The organism is Burkholderia sp. AU33423 (assembly GCF_002223135.1).
Taxonomy (GTDB): Bacteria; Pseudomonadota; Gammaproteobacteria; order Burkholderiales; family Burkholderiaceae; genus Burkholderia; species Burkholderia lata_D.
Genome location: NZ_NKFH01000007.1, coordinates 511,633 through 527,132, shown reverse-complemented (window position 1 = coordinate 527,132; position 15,500 = coordinate 511,633). Strand labels below are relative to the sequence as shown.

14 protein-coding genes are annotated in these 15,500 nt (G+C 64.1%); 4 read left to right on the top strand and 10 right to left on the bottom strand.

All coding sequences use genetic code 11. The annotated features are described in order from the left end of the window. Nucleotide 1 precedes the first annotated feature (1 nt). Complete coding sequence (fabI, locus tag CFB50_RS20880) at nucleotides 2–766, bottom strand: enoyl-ACP reductase FabI (protein WP_089448382.1); 765 nt, start codon at nucleotides 764–766, stop codon at nucleotides 2–4. Here fabI and CFB50_RS40120 point away from each other — a divergent pair. Beyond that, nucleotides 680–1,066: a hypothetical protein gene (locus CFB50_RS40120; protein ID WP_256979362.1), complete on the top strand. Its 387-nt coding sequence runs from the start codon at nucleotides 680–682 to the stop codon at nucleotides 1,064–1,066. The two genes, fabI and CFB50_RS40120, sit on opposite strands and share 87 nt — an antisense overlap. A 77-nt stretch (nucleotides 1,067–1,143) precedes the next feature. On the opposite strand, the gene CFB50_RS20875 is transcribed toward CFB50_RS40120, so the two are convergent. Both CFB50_RS20875 and CFB50_RS20870 read right to left on the bottom strand, forming a co-directional pair. Next, entirely contained in the window at nucleotides 1,144–2,421 is a 1,278-nt protein-coding gene (locus tag CFB50_RS20875) for an epoxide hydrolase family protein (protein ID WP_089447078.1), read from the bottom strand. A gap of 204 nt (nucleotides 2,422–2,625) precedes the next feature. Then, nucleotides 2,626–3,330: an SDR family oxidoreductase gene (locus CFB50_RS20870; RefSeq protein ID WP_089448381.1), complete on the bottom strand. Its 705-nt coding sequence runs from the start codon at nucleotides 3,328–3,330 to the stop codon at nucleotides 2,626–2,628. Between the two features lie 134 nt (nucleotides 3,331–3,464). On the opposite strand from CFB50_RS20870, the gene gcvA reads away from it, so the two are divergent. After that, nucleotides 3,465–4,358: a transcriptional regulator GcvA gene (gene gcvA, locus CFB50_RS20865; protein ID WP_089447077.1), complete on the top strand. Its 894-nt coding sequence runs from the start codon at nucleotides 3,465–3,467 to the stop codon at nucleotides 4,356–4,358. A gap of 16 nt (nucleotides 4,359–4,374) precedes the next feature. Here gcvA and CFB50_RS20860 read toward each other — a convergent pair whose 3' ends face one another. From CFB50_RS20860 to CFB50_RS20835, 6 genes are all read right to left on the bottom strand, one after another. Beyond that, a complete protein-coding gene (locus CFB50_RS20860) occupies nucleotides 4,375–4,962 on the bottom strand; it encodes a pyridoxamine 5'-phosphate oxidase family protein (protein ID WP_089447076.1) in 588 nt (195 codons plus the stop codon). Nucleotides 4,963–5,057: 95 nt separating this feature from the next. Next, nucleotides 5,058–5,249: a hypothetical protein gene (locus CFB50_RS20855; RefSeq protein WP_089447075.1), complete on the bottom strand. Its 192-nt coding sequence runs from the start codon at nucleotides 5,247–5,249 to the stop codon at nucleotides 5,058–5,060. A gap of 12 nt (nucleotides 5,250–5,261) precedes the next feature. Continuing rightward, on the bottom strand, nucleotides 5,262–6,461 hold the full coding sequence (locus CFB50_RS20850; protein WP_089447074.1) for an aminotransferase-like domain-containing protein: 1,200 nt from the start codon (nucleotides 6,459–6,461) through the stop codon (nucleotides 5,262–5,264). 318 nt (nucleotides 6,462–6,779) lie between these two features. Beyond that, nucleotides 6,780–7,748, bottom strand: a complete 969-nt coding sequence (locus tag CFB50_RS20845; RefSeq protein WP_089447073.1) for a hypothetical protein — start codon at nucleotides 7,746–7,748, stop codon at nucleotides 6,780–6,782. Between the two features lie 106 nt (nucleotides 7,749–7,854). Beyond that, a complete protein-coding gene (locus tag CFB50_RS20840; RefSeq protein ID WP_089447072.1) occupies nucleotides 7,855–9,498 on the bottom strand; it encodes a DUF2334 domain-containing protein in 1,644 nt (547 codons plus the stop codon). A 12-nt stretch (nucleotides 9,499–9,510) separates the two neighbouring features. Further along, entirely contained in the window at nucleotides 9,511–9,807 is a 297-nt protein-coding gene (locus CFB50_RS20835) for a hypothetical protein (RefSeq protein WP_069252847.1), read from the bottom strand. 979 nt (nucleotides 9,808–10,786) lie between these two features. On the opposite strand from CFB50_RS20835, the gene CFB50_RS20830 reads away from it, so the two are divergent. Continuing rightward, nucleotides 10,787–12,745: a glycosyl transferase family protein gene (locus tag CFB50_RS20830; protein ID WP_256979179.1), complete on the top strand. Its 1,959-nt coding sequence runs from the start codon at nucleotides 10,787–10,789 to the stop codon at nucleotides 12,743–12,745. Then, nucleotides 12,742–14,436 carry a bacteriophage N4 adsorption protein A gene (locus tag CFB50_RS20825; protein WP_089447070.1) on the top strand — a complete coding sequence of 565 codons (1,695 nt, stop codon included), beginning with the start codon at nucleotides 12,742–12,744 and terminating at the stop codon, nucleotides 14,434–14,436. The genes CFB50_RS20830 and CFB50_RS20825 overlap by 4 nt, the downstream gene beginning before the upstream one ends. A 39-nt stretch (nucleotides 14,437–14,475) precedes the next feature. Here the strand turns inward: CFB50_RS20825 and CFB50_RS20820 are convergent, their stop codons facing one another. Further along, nucleotides 14,476–15,459, bottom strand: a complete 984-nt coding sequence (locus CFB50_RS20820) for a hypothetical protein (protein ID WP_069250762.1) — start codon at nucleotides 15,457–15,459, stop codon at nucleotides 14,476–14,478. Between the last annotated feature and the right edge of the window lie 41 nt (nucleotides 15,460–15,500).

The window sequence follows — 15,500 nt, the reverse complement described above, 5'->3', positions numbered from 1 at the left end:
GTCAGCCGAGCACGTGCATCCCCGCGTCGATGTAGTGAACGCCGCCGGTCATCGCGCGTGCGGCATCGCCGGCGAGAAAGGTGCACAGCGCGCCGACGTCGTCGATGTCGAGCGGCCGGCGCAATGGCGCACGCCGTGCGGTGTCGTCGAGCAGGTGATCGAAGTTCGGCAGCCCGGAGGCCGCTCGCGTGGGCAATGCACCGGGCGAAACCGCATGCACGCGGATGCCTGCCGGCCCCAGTTCGACGGCCAGGTAGCGAACGGCAGCCTCCAGCGCCGCCTTGACCGGCCCCATCACGCCGTACTCGGCAATGACCTGGTCGGCGCCGATATAGGTCATCGCCATCAGGCTGCCGCCGGACGTCATCAACGGCTCGGCAAGCTTCGCCATCCTGATGAACGAGTGGCAGGAGGTATCCATCGCGAGTGCGAACCCTTCCGGCGAACTGTCGACGACCCGCCCGTGCAGGTCGGCCCTCGGCGCATAGGCAACGGCATGCAGCAGAAAATCGAGGCTGCCCCACTGCTCGCCGATCGTGTCGAACACTTCGCGCATCTGGTCGGTCCGGCTGACATCGAGCGGCATCGCGATCGCCGGCTTCAACTGTTCCAGCAGCGGCTCGACGTACGGCAATGCGCGCTCGGACTGCCAGGTCACGGCCAGTTCTGCCCCCGCTGCATGAAAGGCGCGCGCACATCCCCAGGCGATGCTCTGCTCGTTCGCCAAGCCGACGACGATGCCTCTTTTGCCTTCAAGCGACCGCATGCCATTGCCGGACACGCGCGACTCGCGCACGTCGTGATTCGTCATCGCGAAACCTCGGATCGTATTTTTTCACCGGGCGAAACCGTGAAAGGGCCGATTGGCCTTTCTGCCGTGAATCATTGTATTGAGGGTTTCAAACCATCAGACAATTCATGCGATATATTGTTGATTTTTGTCAAAATCGCTTTTAAATCAGATAATTACGATGGAATGTTTCGATCCGGCAGGATGAATTTCATCGATATGTCATTCAATCGCGTGCGAAAACGCGTGTTACTTCTGCAGGCAGAAATGAAGTAACCACCGTTTCCGCGATAAAACAGAAGCGAACGCGGGCCGCATGACCGCCGGCCCGCGTTCGCCCGCCCGTCTCGCGCTTACACGCGCCGCAACGGCCGGAACCCGGCACGCACTTCACGCGCAAACAGCTCCGGCTCCTCCCATGCCGCGAAATGGCCGCCCTTGTCGACTTCGTTGAAGTAGATCAGGTTGTGATAACTGCGCTCGGCCCAGCTGCGCGGCGCCTGGTAGATCTCGCCCGGAAACACCGTAATTGCAGCCGGCAGCGAGATGTCCACCGCGTTGAAGTTGTTCGAGTGATCCTCCCAATAGATCTGCGCGGCGGACGTCGCGGTATTCGTCAACCAGTACAACGAAATGTCGTCGAGAATCTCGTCGCGCGGAATCGAGCGTTCGGGCACGCCGCCGCTGTACGTCCACTGCGAGATCTTGTCGTACATCCACGCCGCCTGCCCAGACGGCGAATCGGCGAGCGCATAGCCGACCGTCTGCGGGCGCGTGACCATCATCGCCGAGTAGCCGCAGTTGTCGCGATAGAACGTCGCGAGCTTCTCGTACGCGGCCTTCTCCTTCGGCGACAGCGAAGCCGGCGCGGGCGCATCGGTCGCGAGCAGCGTCGCGATATCCGGCGGCACCGTCGCCGGCATGTTCACGTGAATCCCGGCCAGGCCCTGCACGCGCTGCATCGCCATCCGGTGCGAGATCACCGAGCCGCAGTCGCCGCCCTGCGACACGAAGCGCGTATAGCCGAGCCGCGCCATCAGCTCGCCCCATGCGCGCGCGATGTGGTCGGAACCCCAGCCGGTCCGCGTCGGGCGGCCCGAGAAGCCGAAGCCCGGCAACGACGGCACGACGACGTGAAACGCATCGTCCGCGCTCGCGCCATGCGCGGTCGGATCGGTCAGCGGGCCGATCGCCTTCAGCAACTCGAAGATCGAGCCCGGCCAGCCGTGCGTCATGATCATCGGCATCGCGTTCTCGTGCCGCGATCGCACGTGAATGAAATGAATGTCGAGCCCGTCGATCTCCGTGATGAACATCGGGAAACCGTTCAGGCGCGCCTCGCCCTTGCGCCAGTCGTAGTCGGTGCCCCAGTAACGCAGTAGCGCCTGCATGCGGGCAAGCCGCACGCCTTGCGATTCGTCGGCGACGGTCTCGCGGCCCGGCCAGCGCGTCGCGGCAATGCGGCGGCGCAGGTCGGCCACGGCGTCATCGGGAATGTGCGCGGTGAACGGGCGTATGCCGCTCGCGCCGGTCGCCGCATGCAGCGCGGTGGGCAGCATCGCCGAGACCCCGGCGGCCACGGAGGTGGCCAGCAGGTGGCGACGCATCGGGGAAAACGGTGTGGAAGACATCGTTCGGCATCTCCTTTCGTGAAGTGGAAAGTGAACATGCCGCGCGCGGGCAATGCGCCCGGGCTTTCAATCCGGCGCGCCCGCGTCACGCGGCGTCGCCCATTTGAAAGGTCTGATGTATCCCGTATTTGTCTGATTTGTACGCGTTTGTAGCGGCTGCGCGGCGAGCGGCCCGGCTTCTGCGGCCGCCCGCCGGCGCGACGCTCAGAGCGCCTTGACGATCGCGCCGTCGACGCGAATGTTCTGCCCGGTGATGTAGCCCGCGCCGTCCGACAGCAGGAACGCGACCGTCTTCGCGATCTCGCCGGTCTTGCCGAAGCGGCCGGCCGGAATGCGCGCGACGATCTCCGGCGTTTCCGGCCAGCTGTCGATGAAGCCCGGCAGCACCGCGTTCATCCGGATGTTCTCGGCCGCATAGCGTTCCGCGTAAAGCCGCGTCCACGCACTCAGCGCCGCGCGCAACGCCGACGAAACGGGCATCGGCTGCTCGGGCGCATCCGCCGCGAAGCTGGAGATGTTGACCACCGCGCCGCCGCCCTGCTTCTGGAAGATCGGCGTCACACGGCGCATCACGCGCACCACGTTCAGCAGGATCAGGTCGAGCCCCGCGTGCCAGTTGTCGTCGGTGATCGCCAGCAGCTCGCCCTTCGGCGGGTGCCCGGTGTTGTTCACGACCGCATCGATGCGACCGTAGCGCGCCACCGTTTCCTGCACGAGCCGGTCGATGTCGGCTTCTTCCGTCACCGAACCCTGGATGCCGAACCCGCCCAGTTCCTCGCCGAGCGCCACCGCGCTGCCCGACGGCGACATCAGCGCGACGCGATAGCCCGTCGCCGCCAGTTCGCGCGCGATCGCCGCGCCCATGCCCTTGCCTGCCGCCATGATCAACGCTACTTTTTCTACAGTCACGATGTGCTCCTCGTTCGAATCCTGCCGCCGCGCAGCCGCCGTTCGGCGCGCCATGGTGGTAATGTAGGCGCATCCATCCCGACTGTCGAACCAGTATTTCTGCCTCCAGCCGATAGTTTTTCTACAGCCTGACGATGCCGCCTCGCCCCTCCCGACTGCCGCCGCTGAATGCGCTTCGTGCGTTCGAAGTGTCCGCGCGGCACCTCAATTTCCGCGCCGCCGCCGACGAGATCGGCGTCACGCAGGGCGCCGTTGCGCAGCAGGTGCGCCACCTCGAGGACGTGCTCGGCCTGAAGCTGTTCGAGCGCCTGCCACGCGGCCTCGCGCTGACGCACGACGGCGCCGCGTATTTCTCCGACGTGCAGCGCGCGCTGCATGCGATCGCCGACGCGACCGACAAGCTCGTGAAGCGGCGCGCGGCGCTGACGATCAGCACGACGCCGTCGTTCGCGTCGAAATGGCTGATCCCGCGGCTTGCGCAGTTCACCGAAGCGCATCCCGACTACGACGTGCGCGTGATCGCCGACCCGCAGATCGCGACGTTCCGCCACGACGGCGTCGATCTCGCGATCCGCTATGGCAAGCCGCCGTTCGGCAAGCATCTCGCCACGCATGCGCTGTTCCCGCTCGACGTGTGTGCGGTGTGTAGCCCCGCGCTGCTGGCCGCGCCCGCGTCGCCGCGCGCGCTCGCGGGCCACGTGCTGCTGCACGACGCGCACGACCTGTGGCCCGAGTTCCTCGCCGCGATGCCCGAGCCCGTCGACATCGATCCGCACAAGGGGCTGCGCTTCAACCAGACGTCGCTCGCGATCGATGCGGCCGTCGCCGGCCAGGGCATCGCGCTCGCCACCGATCCGCTGGTCGAGCGCGACATTGCCGCGGGCAGGCTGTGCAAGCCGTTCGACTTCGCGTTTCCGCTGTCGGTGGGGTTCTATCTCGTGTATCCGGCCGAGCGGCGCGACGACGATGCGATCGTCGTGATGCGCGAGTGGATGGCCACGCAGGCCGTGTCGGACGGGCGCCCTTGAGCGGGCTTCGGCAGCGTCAGGGCGCGACCCAGCGGCCTTCGTAGCCGCCTTCGTGCAGGTCGAATACCGCGCGGCGATGGCCGGGGCGCGCGAGTTCGAGCCAGTCGATGCGCGTCACGGTCACGTGGAGCAGGCAGAAGTTGTCGTAGCCGTCGCCGGTTGATGCGGCGCTGTCGACATGAGCGGCTTCCGGCGACGCGACCGGCGTACCCGGCGGCAACGGTGCGCGATACAGCAGCAACGTATGCGGACGGCTCGCTTGCCAGACCGCGCGCCGTTGCGCTTCGTCGTCGCAGATCGATGCCACACCTTCCAAGCGAATCTGCACGAGCGCATCGAGATCGTTGGCGACGAGCGCGATGCGCGGATCGCGGCGCAGCTCCGCGACCTTCTCCGAACGCGCATCGGTATGAAACGACAGCACGCGATCGGCGCGGCTCACCTGACGCAACACGATCGTGCGCACCTTCGGCGCGCCGTCGACACCGAGCGTCGCGGCCTGCAGCATCGTGAACGGCGAGCGCTGCGCACTCACGCCGGATTCGAGGCAGGACCACAGGCGCTCGTAGGTTCGCGCGAGCGATTCGGAAGGGGAGTCGGGCATGACGAAGCGGCGATCGTGCGGGTTGCGATCGCGCCAGCTTAACCGTTTGCCCCGGCGACGGCACGCGCGCGACGCGCCGGCCGTCGCCGGGCGGCTCAGTTGTAGCCGCGTACGACCGGTGCCGCGTCGCCGAGGTCGGCCGCCGGCTCCGCGCCGAAGCGGCCGAGCACGTCGGCCACATACTGCGGCCCGGCGCTGATCTGCGACGACCGGTGCGCAACCGGCCGGTTATCGCCCGCGCCCGGCGCTGCGCCCATCGATACGGTGTCGTTGACGGTGATAGTCATGTCGGTGTCTCCTCATGCGGCCAGCGCCGCACCATACGCGCGCACGAGGCGCGCAACGCCTTCCCGGATCGCGTCGACGTCCGGCGCGGCGAACGACAGGCGCAGCGAGGCCGCGTCGACGTTGTCCGCGAAGAACGCCTTGCCCGGCACGAACACGATCTTGTTCGCGATCGCCTGTTGCAGCAGCACGTCCGACGACACCGCACCGATCCGCGCCCACACGAACATCCCGCCTTCGGGACGATGGAATTCGATCGCATCGCCCAGGCCGTCGCGCAACGCGTCGCACATCGCGTCGCATTTGCGCTGGTACGCGGCCGTGATGCGCGGCAGATGGCGTTCGAGCGCACCGTCGGCCAGATACTCGGCGGCCGCCGCCTGGGTCCACGGCGTGCTGCACAGATCGACCGTCTGCTTCGCGATCACGCAGCGCCGCGCGATCTCGGCCGGCGCGATCGTCCAGCCCACCCGCAGCCCCGGCGCGACGATCTTCGACAGGCTCGCGAAATGCACGATCCAGTCGCGCGCGCCGTCCACTTCATCGGCGAGCGCCAGCATCGACGGTACGGCTTCGCCCGCGAAACGCAGGTCGCCGTACGGATCGTCCTCGATGATCAGGAAACGGTATTGCACCGCGAGACGCAGCAGCTTCAGCCGGCGCTCGCGCGTGAGCGTCGCGCCCGTCGGGTTCGCGAAGGTCGGGACCGTGTAGAGCAGCTTCGGCTGCGCGATCGCGCCGGACGCCAGCTGTTCGCCGAGACGATCGACGTCGAGGCCCGCGCCGTCGACCGGAATCGTCACGATGCGCGCCTGCTGCAAGCGCATCGCCTGCAGCGTCGCCGGGTAAGCCGGCTGCTCGGTCAGCACGACGTCGCCGGGCGACACCATCACGCGCAGCAGCAGGTCGAGGCCCTGCTGCGAACCGGTCGTGACGAGCAGTTCGGCCGGTGTGCACGCCACGCCGCGACGCCCCATCAGCGCGATCAGTTGCTGCTTCAGTTCGGCGAGGCCGTCGGTCGGACCGTATTGCAGGCAGCGCACGGGCTGCGCGTACGCGCGCTCGGCGGCTGCGTTCAGGCCGTCGACGTCGAACAGGTCGCTGGCCGGATAACCGCCCGCGAAGGAAATCATGCCCGGTTCGGACAGGTACTTGAACAGTTCGCGGATCGGCGAGCCGGCGGGATTCTGGAATGAGGGAGTGAACGCGTACATGTCGTCGTGAGCTGGATGGCGCGGACGGCCGGGATAGCCGCCCGATACCGGCCACCGCGGCGCTTCTGGCGCCACGGCGGTGAAATCGAGCCACGATTGTCGATAGTCATTAAGGCCGCGGCAAACGATATCTATGCACTAGGTCTTGCGGTTTGGTCATCACATGGGGCGTGAGCGGAAGCAGCGAAACGCGCTGTGCGCCAGCGTTTCGACACTGGGTTCCGCGCACGTGTTGCCAGCGGAAAGCCAATCCGCCCGATTGTTTCGTTTCGCCACGCGCTCACCCTGCTCGCCCCGCTCAGCCGGGATCCGGCCGAATCAGTGCGCCGGCCCCGCAGGCGCGGGCGGCGGCGGCTTGGGCTTCCACGTCGAGAGCGCGCGCGTGAGGTCGTCCGACACGTAGTGCGGACCGTCGAACAGATAGACCGAATAGCCGCGATACACCACCAGTTGCGTGCTCAGCTCGTCGGCGCTGGCGGCGCGAAACCCGCCCCGCTCGGCAGGCCGGAACGCCTCGGCGATCACCCGCACGCGTTGCTTGCCCAGTTTTGAAACGAGTTCGTCGAGGTAGCTGCGCGCGACGTACGGCTCGCGGGCATAGACGCCGCACCCATCCTGGAAGAACACGCCGACGTCCGCGGGCAGCCACGCTGCGAGCCAGTCCGCGAGCGCTTTTCCGCCGATGTTGGTCTGGTCGTACACGCTCACCCAGAGCGGGCGCGGCAGCCGTTGCAGGACTGCGGCGAGCTTGGGCGCGTCCTGCCAGGTCGGATCGATTTCGACCGGGAAGTAGTAGCCGGTCACATGCAGCGGGACCGTTGCGCGCGCCACTTCCAGCGACTGGTCGGCGAGCGTCGACAGATGCGTGCGCGCACGTTTTTCGTCCTGGTAGCCGGCGAGGCCCAGGATCACGTTTCGGGCCCATGGCTCACGACCGATACGTTCCCAGTCGGGCAGGTGCGCAGCAGGCTGGAAGCGGGTGTTGGCGATGAACGCGGTATCGTCGACGACGGTCCATTGAATCAGCAGATCGTGTATGCCGAGTATCTGCCAGTTGCCGACGGGATTCGTCGTCGTGTTGTCCACCTGCCAGACGATGCCGTCCGCGTGCACGTCGTGCGCGGTCCAGCTGCAGGCGGCCACGACGAGCGATGCGCCGATCGCCGCGAGCGTCGCCGCGCGAGGCGAACGCGGCGCGTCGGTAAGCGGGCCTGGCGGCCCTGCGAGCCGAAGCCGGCCCATGCGCCGTCGAATCCTGCGCCAGGCCGGGATCGCATACGTGGTCATCGCTGGCTCCCTGGAAGCATGCCTGCGCGTCATCGTAGCCGATCAAATGCAAACGTGCGACCCGCGTTGTCAATGCGGGTCGCACGGGGTTGTCGCTACGTCGGCGTCACTTGGCCGTCGCGCCGTCCACCCACGTGTAGCCGAGATTCGTAATGCCGGTAATCATGCTCTGGAAGTCCTGATACGCCGGCAATCCGAGATCCGGTTCGAGCCAGTACGGATGGAAGAAGAACGACGCGAAACCGTCCCGCACCGCCAGGCCATACTGGGCATTGGTCACGATTTGCTGCCACGTGTAAGTGATGCACGAGAACGGGTCAATATTGCAGATGTTGTACTGCACGCTGCCCAGGTTTTCCGGAATGATCCGCTGCCCGTAGTAATCGGAGTTGATGATGTACGGGAAAAACTGCCCGGCCGAAAAGTCCTGGTTGGCCGCACCCGTGCCGATGCGGGGATTGGTCGACGTGTAATACACGGCCCGCTGGAACGTGGTCGGGAACGTGAGCGCCGTGGCCGACGAAGCAGCCGGCGACATCTGGTACTGCGGTGCAGCCCAGCCTACGACCTTGTAACCGTTGAGCGTGAACTCGAGCAGGCCGTCGGCCATTCTGCCTTCCGCCCATTGGACGGAGTCCTCATCAACCGGCCGGTTCTGCACGGCGTACCAGAACTCGTAGTCGCTGCCGCTGACTGCAGTCAGCAGGTTCGGCGTCGAATCGTACTGGTGCGTATAGCCGTGCATCACGATCGATCCGCCGCGCAAGAGCGCGTAATTCAGCGCTCGCTTGAGGCCCGTCGCCTGCGCCAGATGGATCGTCTCCGGCACGCCGCCGTTGTAGTAGCCGTTCGGATCCGTATACAACGGGATGGTTGCCATCGTGAACGGGATCTTCTTCGAGTACATGTAGTTCGTCAGCAGCTGCATCGAACTCGTGGTCGTATGCGCGTCGAGGTCCTCCAGGCGGACGAGCGCACGATGATTCACCGGTGCATTGGTCTGCAGGATGTCGTGCAGGATGTCGCAGATCACCAGGTAGCGGTCCGTCGGTCCGATGTAGGAAAACGGCATGTCGGCGAAGTACCAGAAGTTGCCCGAGCGCATGACGTACGGCGCCGTTGCGCCGCTCTTGCTGTTCTTGATGGTGACGAGCGCCTGCGCCTTGGTGGCATCGACGACCTGGGTCAGTCCGATATCCGGATCCGCACTGATGACGCCGGTCGACGCGTTGTAGGCGTAATACTTGACCATCGGCAGGTTCTTGTACGTGACCGTGTCGTAGAAGCCGGGATTCGGATTGCTCGACGAAGGCGTCGCGTTCATCCCGGCAAGGCCCACGAAGCTGAACCCGAAGGTCTGGTTGAACGTGAAGGCCGTGTTCCAGGCCAGTTGCCACAGGTTGTACTTGAACCAGACCACCGTCTTCTTGGTGGTCATCACGTCGCTCATGAACGCGGTCGGAATCGGGTTGTTGTAGTAATCGCCGATATAGAACGTGGCATCGTGATTCCCGACCATGCCGGCCGTGTAGTTCTGGATCGGAACCAGATCGACCGTCGTATTGAAGTGACCCAGCAGGTTCCTCAGCATGATGCTGTACATCAGGCCCAGCTTCGAAAACGGATCGTTGGCCGGATTGTCGTACAGGATGAGCGTATGGGCAGTGGTGGCCTGCGCGTATGCGGTGCCCGGCAATGTCATTTGCGCGAGTCCCGCAAGCAGGGCGATGACGAGCAAGATCCTTTTCATGACCGTTTCTCCCTATTCACGTTCCACATTGCCATTGAGTTTCTTGACGGAATTCTTGCTGAACTTCGGGCGGCCCGTTTCCTTGTACGCCTTTTCCCAATCCTCGTCGGACATGCCGGCTTTCACGTTGACCTGCGCCGAACCGTTCGGCAGCGGAGGCGGCTTGATCTTCTGGGCAGAGGAGTTACTCGTCTGCTGCGCACCCACATCCTGAACGCCGACGGCGAAGACGAGTGTCGTGATCAATGCGGCGATTGATCCGGCGGCGCTCAACCCGTTTCCAAAAGATTGATTGCGATGCGAAGGCATGATTTTCATCCTTTGATATGCAAAATAAATTCATCTCGTTAGCGAAACGATTACGTCGAATCACCATCCGGAATCGGGGCGCCATGTCGTGAATATTTTGATGCGCAAATGAAACCAGACAAATAAATCCGGTAGGAGACGGTTTGATATTCAAGCTAGAACCGTACCATCCGTCGCAAATGGGCATAGCGCCAAGGCGCGGAAATTAGCGCATCGAGGCCCTTAAAAATTGCGTCGATAAAACGTTTCAGGCGTGCAACGCGGCGGTGTCACGAATTTAATCGGACAAACACGCGAAACCCGTTCATGCACCCCGGGTGAAACCTGTTGTGCCCCACGCTTCGCAAGTCGCGATGCGACGATCGTCGCGGACGGCACGCTCGCACGCGCAACAGCGACCGACGCGCCCGATATTCGGTTCAACGCCAATTCATCCCGCCGGTCACCGCCGGCATCGCGTAACGATGTGCAGCGGGCGGCAGCCGGGCACGTGCCGAGGGTCCGAGAACGATGTGTCATCGGGTCGATCCGCCTCGTGTTTCAGCACTGAAACATTTGGCTCGGATTCGGCGGGTAGATCCTGTGCTGCGGTCCGCGACGCCCGCAACGTCAAGGGTCGCGCGGCGATGGCGCACGACTTGCTACATGAGCACTGTGTTGCGAAGTCGATGCGCGGGGAGCCATGCGCGTGCGCCGGGCGGAAAGCGGCTGCAAGCGTTGAAGGATGCAGTGACGGAGGCAGGCAGGCGGAAATGGGCTGTCGAAAAGTCATCCACTGAACACGTTGCATCGTTGGCGATGTGACGCGGCTGCATCGAGGAAGCTCGCGCCCTGCGCGGCGCTTTTTCGAGCGGCAGGCATTCGCGTGGCCCACACCACGCAGTGGACGTGACGGGGGCGACGAGGACGAGTGAACGTTTCGTCTTGCGTCGGCACGAGCGGAAATAATCAAATACAAGACAACAGCGCGGAAAAGATGATGGACAACATGGTTTGGAGTGCGTACTTATATGCGCTTGACATCGTCACCATTGTTACCGCAATCGTCATCCTGGTCAGCACACTGGATGACCTCACGCTGGATGCCTGCTATTGGTCCTTTGAAATCGGGCGTATCCTGCGCCGCGAAAAATCGCAAACGATCGATATCGGCATGCTGCGCGCGCTGGAAGAGCGGCATCTGGCGCTGATGGTGCCGGCGTGGAAAGAATATGACGTGATCGCCAAGATGATCGAAAACACGTTGGCGACGCTCGAGTACGAGCGATACGTGATATTCGTCGGCACCTATCACAATGATGCCGAAACCACGGCCGAGGTCGAACGGATGGTCCGCCGGTATCCGGGCCGGGTCACACGCGCGACCGTCATGAACGACGGGCCGACCTGCAAGGCGGACTGCCTGAACTGGATCGTCGAAGCCATCCTGCGCTACGAAGCGGTCCATCACATTCAGTTCGCGGGTGTCGTCATGCACGACTGCGAGGACGTCATTCATCCGGTCGAACTCAAGTACCTCAACCACGCGGTGGCGGATAGCGACCTGGTCCAGCTTCCCGTGCTGTCCTTGCCGCGGAAATGGAACGAGTTCGTCGCCGGCTGCTACCTCGACGACTTCAGCGAAACGCACCAGAAGGACGTACCGGTGCGCGCCCGGCTGACCGGCATCGTCCCGGGCGCGGGCGTGGCGTCCTGCTACAGCAGGCGCTCGATCGAAGCGGCGATGAAGGAACGCAACGGTTGCCCGTTCAACACCCGTTCGCTGACCGAAGACTACGACTTCAGCTTTCGGCTGCGGGACCTCGGCATGAAGGAAACTTTTGCCCGTTTCCCGCTTTCGGATATCGCACGCGACACCGGCGGCCAGCGTGCAACCGGCAACGTCGTCAACCGAAACCTGCTGGCCACGCGCGAGTATTTTCCGAAGACATTTCGCACCGCGTACCGTCAGCGCGCGCGCTGGATTCTCGGCATCGCCTTTCAGGGCTGGGAGCAGCTCGGCTGGAAAGGCAACCTGCTCACCCGCTATATGTTCTTCCACGATCGCAAGGGCATCGTGACATCGTTGTTTTCGGTGATTGCCTATGCCGTGCTGCTCAACTTCCTGCTGCTTGCGGCGCTCCAGCGCGCCGGCGTTGTCCTCCCTGCCGGCGCATCGGCCAGCATGGGAAGCTCGTGGGTCACGCCGCTGCTGTGGGTGAATGCCGCCATGCTGTTTGCGCGTGCCGGGCAGCGCTATCACTTCGTCAGCAAGCTGAACGGCCCGCTCCAGGGGCTGCTGTCGATTCCGCGGATGTTCGTCAACAACCTGATCAACTTCTACGCGGTCTGCCGTGCGTGGCGCATCTATCTCGGCCATCTCGTGAGCGGCAAGCCCATCGCGTGGGACAAGACCAGTCATACCTACCTGTCGAACATGGAGCTCGGGAAGGCGCGCCTCAAGATCGGCGAGATCCTCGTCGGTTGGGGCGTGGTCACGCTGGAGCAATTGCAGGCGAGCCTCGAGAAGCAACTGACCTGCGGCAAGCGGCTGGGCGAATTGTTGATCGAAGGTAGCGAGATCTCGGCCGAATCGCTTGCGGATGCGATCGCCGAGCAATCCGAGCTGCCCCGGGTGAGCCTGGGCAACGTCGCGGTGGGCCACTTCGCGGATTCGCTCGCATTCGAGCTGCAGTACGCGTATCGGGCCGTCCCGTTTTCAACAGCGGACGACGGCACGTTGAACATCGCGGTCGGGCGGCCGCTGACGCCGGACGAACAGGATGTCGTGCGGCGCGGCGCCCGGGCGAAGGTGGCCTATTTCATTGCCAGCGATTTGGAGATTACCGCCGAGCTCGCCCGCCACTCGCGCTTCGTCGAACTCACGCGCATGCGCGACGGCGACCCGGCCGCGCAGCAAGGTGCTCCCGCGCAAAGACCGTCGGGAGAACACGCATGAAGCATTCGAAACTCCGGATCGCGGCCCGCCTCAAGCGCTGCGCACGGTTGAGCGCACTGGCGATCGCCGTGTCGCTGGCCTGGCAGGGGCCGGCATCCGCCGCGCAGCCACTGACGCCCAAGGCCTACAAGCTCGCCGACAGCGCCTACAAGGCAATCAATGCCGGCGACCTGCCCCTCGCGGAAGGGTATGCATCGCGCGCCATCAAACTTCAGCCCGGAAGCGAACAGCTCGGGCTGCTGCTCGTCGACGTATACAGACGGGAAGGGAAAGTCGACGAAGCGGACTCGATGGTGGAATCGCTGATCGTTCGTTTTCCGAAGAGTGCGGCGGTACGCGCGCAGCATGGCTACCTGGCGCAGCGCCAGATGCGCTACGACGTTGCCTGCCGTGATTTTGCGGCCGCCGTCGCGACCGGGAAATGGAGCAAGGAACAGCAGCGCAACCTGCGTCTCGCCTGGTCGGACAGCGCGCTCGCGGCGAAGCTTCCGCATGAAGCCGGCATCGCGCTGGCGCCGCTGGCCGATGAGAAATCGGCCGTGATCCAGGTGCGCATCGCGCAGATGAGCCTGCAGGCAGGCGACCGCGACACCGCCATCCGCATGGCCGACCTGGCGGCCGGCGACGCGACGACCGACGGCGAGCGCAACATGGCCGCATCGATCGCGGCGCAGGCGCGGCAGGACGATCAGGCCGCCGACGCGCCGGTCGACAATACCGCGCAACAGAAGTTGCAGGACGCCTATGACCTCCTGCGCGAGCACAAGGATCGCGAGGCGCTCGACGCATTTCAGGCGGGATTTTCCGGCGGTGCCGGCAATGCGATGAACTACGCGGACGCGGGCTACGCCGCCAAGCGAATCGGGCTGAACCAGGAGTCCATCGATCTGTTCGAGCACAGCCTCGACGCCGATGAAAACGAACACGCCTTCGATGCGCAACGCAAGTTCGGCTATCGGCGGGAGGTAGAGCAGCTTCAGCGCAGCTGGGGTTTCGTGCTGAGTGTGCCGTACCAGTCGGCCGCGTTCGGTCCGCAAGGCACCATCAGCGTGCTGCAGCCGGGTGTGGAAGCGTATTGGCAGCCGCCGAAGATCGGCTATCAGAACGGCCGCATCTTCCAGTTCTTCGTGCGCGGATACGGCACGGCCTACGACGGATCGGGCAACACGACCGGACTGCCGACCGTGCAGGGTTCGGTGGGCGCGCGCTACAAGCCGCTGCCCGACCAGAACGTCGTGCTGACCGCCGAGCGGCTGTTTCACGTCGGCAGCCAGTCGATGACGGACTGGCTGATGCGCCTGGGCTATTCGTCGGAAGGCGGGACCGACCTGAGGGTCACCGAGCCGAGCTGGCGCAGCTGGCAGGCATACGTCGAAGGCGCTTACTTCATCAGCGCGGGGCGATACATCATTTATTCGGAGTTGCGTTACGGGCACACCTGGCGTTTGCCGATGATCAGCGACCGGCTGACCATCTACCCGCACGCCGCGGTGGCCGGCGATCACGACAATCGGCAGCCGGACAAGACGGCAATCGGTGCCGGGCCGGGCATCCAGCTTCGATACTGGTTTCGCGAAGGCCGCTATAGCGCGCCGGCAAGCTATCTGGATGTCACGGTGCAATACCGGTTCGGGGTGACGTCAGCGGCACGCGCACGTGGTCTCGTGGTACGCGCGACATTGTGGTTCTGACAGCGACGCTGACGCTTGCTCATGGATGGCGCATTTCGCTTAGTTGGGCGCCTTGAGCGTGATGATCGTTTGACGCAACAGCTGGAAATACGAGCTCGTCGAATACGGCACCATTTGCTCGGCGTAGTTCCACCAGAAGAATCCACCGATGAAACGCGGATCGTTCATGGTGTTGACCATCGGGTAGTACGTCTTGATCAGGTTCTGCTGCACCGACGCCGGCGCGGCCGTATCCGAGGTACCGATTTCGCCGAAGCCGACCTTCGCGTTCGGGAAGATGCTTTCCAGCGCCGCGAAATCGTTCTTCCACGTCGGATTCAACCCCGGGCAATCCTGGTACGGGTAGTAGCTGAACAGTGCGTAGTCGGCTTGCTGGCGGACCGTCGAGGACAGGAACGCGGTCGGCCACGTCTTCCAGTAATCCTGCGGCTTCTCCCAGCAGTTGTTGCCCTTGCTGTCGTCGTTGTAGTACAGCGTGATGGCCGTCTTGCCGCCGTTCGATTTGACGATCTGGTTCGCCGCGGCAACCATCTGACCGATCTGCTGCTCCTCCGAGTTGACCACCGTGTTGGTGCCGCTCGGGTCGGTACGCAGCCATTCGCCGTTGATTTCGTTCGCGATCTCCCAGACGTCGACCGTGTTCTTCAACTGCGACACCAGTTCCTGCGTTCTGGCCTTGTACGTGGCGAGATCCGTAGGGAAATAGTAAGAATCGTAGACTTCGCCCATCACGTATGCGACGGCGTGCAGGCGCAGCAGCGGTGCGTAGTAGTCGGCGGCCGACGTACCCGGATCGAACACGACACGCACGGTGGGCTTGTACGGCAGGTTCTGCAGCGACGCGACGATGGCGTCCAGCTTGGTCAGGTCGTCGAGGGTCACGCCGTAGACGGGATTCTTCAGAGGTTCGACCTGGGCTTCAGCGGGCCGGGATAAAGGCAGGAGCCCGGCATAAGCGACGCAGGCGGCGATGGCCGTGCGCGAGAGATTTTTCGTCAGTTTAATCAAAACACTTCCCGTCATAAAGTAAGAAGAAGCGCGATTTTAGACGAAAATAAAAGGTA

What these genes read in the sequence shown, in the direction of transcription:
- CFB50_RS20850 (WP_089447074.1), bottom strand. Translation starts at nt 6,461, where the DNA reads ATGTACGCGTTCACTCCCTCATTCCAGAATCCCGCCGGCTCGCCGATC.
- CFB50_RS40120 (WP_256979362.1), top strand. Translation starts at nt 680, where the DNA reads ATGAAAGGCGCGCGCACATCCCCAGGCGATGCTCTGCTCGTTCGCCAA.
- CFB50_RS20845 (WP_089447073.1), bottom strand. Translation starts at nt 7,748, where the DNA reads ATGACCACGTATGCGATCCCGGCCTGGCGCAGGATTCGACGGCGCATG.
- CFB50_RS20835 (WP_069252847.1), bottom strand. Translation starts at nt 9,807, where the DNA reads ATGCCTTCGCATCGCAATCAATCTTTTGGAAACGGGTTGAGCGCCGCC.
- CFB50_RS20830 (WP_256979179.1), top strand. Translation starts at nt 10,787, where the DNA reads ATGGACAACATGGTTTGGAGTGCGTACTTATATGCGCTTGACATCGTC.
- gcvA (WP_089447077.1), top strand. Translation starts at nt 3,465, where the DNA reads ATGCCGCCTCGCCCCTCCCGACTGCCGCCGCTGAATGCGCTTCGTGCG.
- CFB50_RS20840 (WP_089447072.1), bottom strand. Translation starts at nt 9,498, where the DNA reads ATGAAAAGGATCTTGCTCGTCATCGCCCTGCTTGCGGGACTCGCGCAA.
- CFB50_RS20855 (WP_089447075.1), bottom strand. Translation starts at nt 5,249, where the DNA reads ATGACTATCACCGTCAACGACACCGTATCGATGGGCGCAGCGCCGGGC.
- CFB50_RS20860 (WP_089447076.1), bottom strand. Translation starts at nt 4,962, where the DNA reads ATGCCCGACTCCCCTTCCGAATCGCTCGCGCGAACCTACGAGCGCCTG.
- fabI (WP_089448382.1), bottom strand. Translation starts at nt 766, where the DNA reads ATGCGGTCGCTTGAAGGCAAAAGAGGCATCGTCGTCGGCTTGGCGAAC.
- CFB50_RS20875 (WP_089447078.1), bottom strand. Translation starts at nt 2,421, where the DNA reads ATGTCTTCCACACCGTTTTCCCCGATGCGTCGCCACCTGCTGGCCACC.
- CFB50_RS20820 (WP_069250762.1), bottom strand. Translation starts at nt 15,459, where the DNA reads ATGACGGGAAGTGTTTTGATTAAACTGACGAAAAATCTCTCGCGCACG.
- CFB50_RS20825 (WP_089447070.1), top strand. Translation starts at nt 12,742, where the DNA reads ATGAAGCATTCGAAACTCCGGATCGCGGCCCGCCTCAAGCGCTGCGCA.